A 996-nucleotide genomic window follows, 5' to 3' on the forward strand; every position below is an offset into this window, starting at 1 on the left:
TGAGAATGTCGTCACCCGCGATCGTGTTGATGGTCACGGACGGCGCGGTGGCGTCCACGCTGTACTCGCGGCCCGCCGAGGCGCTGTTGCCGTTAACGTTTGTGACGCTCACCTGCACGCTGGCGTCGCCGTCCTTAAGGTGTGCCAGATCCGCGGACGGTACGGTATACGTCCAGTTGCCGCTGTCATCAACGGTAGTGGTGTAGATCTTGCCGTTCAGGCTCAGGGTCACGGTCTGCCCGGCTTCCACGTTGGTGGTCGCACCGGACAGCACCAGATCTGTCCCTTTCTCCGCCGCATTGATCACGTCGTCGGTGGCGATGGCGTTGATGCTGATGGCAACGGTCGCCAGATCCACCGTCACGTCGTGGCTGATGCTAATCGTGTTACCCGCCGCGCTGTCGCCGGTGACGCTGATTTTCACGCTGCCTTCCGGCCACGCGCTCACGTCGGCAGACGGGATCGCCGCGCTCCAGGTGCCGTCCGCCAGCACCGTAGCCGCATAATCTTTGCCGTTAACGGTGACGGTCAGCGCCGTGCCCGCCGCCAGTCCGTCGCTGGATCCGGTGACGATCAGGTTTTGCGCATGTTCGATGCTGTTGACCACGTCGTCGCCCGCGACGGTATCGACGCGCAGGCCCGGCAGGTTAGCGTCTATAACGATTTCGCGTTCGCCGGAACCGGTGTTGCCGTGGCCGTTGGTCACGGTCGCCGTCACGCTCAGGCTGCCGTTGCCCAGCCCGGTCAGCACGTCAGACGGTACGTTTACGGACCAGCTCAGATCGTTCTGTACCGTCGCGGTGTAGGTATTGCCGCCAAGGGTGATGGTCACGGTGTTACCCGCTTCGGCATTCGCCACGGTACCGCTCAGGGTTTGCCCGGCCGCCACTTCCGCCGCGTTAATAACGTTATCGCCCGCCACGGCGTTGATGGTGACGGTCGGCAGCGCAGTATCCACCAGCAGGTTCGCGGTGTTGCTGACGCTGTTGCCCACGC

Annotated in this window: 1 protein-coding gene; it reads right to left on the bottom strand. The window is 63.7% G+C overall.

Going from position 1 to position 996, the window contains the following annotated elements; translation table 11 throughout:
• Positions 1 to 996, bottom strand: a 996-nt coding sequence (locus L977_RS05530; protein WP_156118160.1) for an Ig-like domain-containing protein, incomplete at both ends; no start/stop codon positions are given.

The sequence above is a fragment of the Enterobacter sp. ZOR0014 genome (genome assembly GCF_000798855.1).
In the GTDB taxonomy this organism is placed as follows: domain Bacteria; phylum Pseudomonadota; class Gammaproteobacteria; order Enterobacterales; family Enterobacteriaceae; genus Enterobacter; species Enterobacter kobei.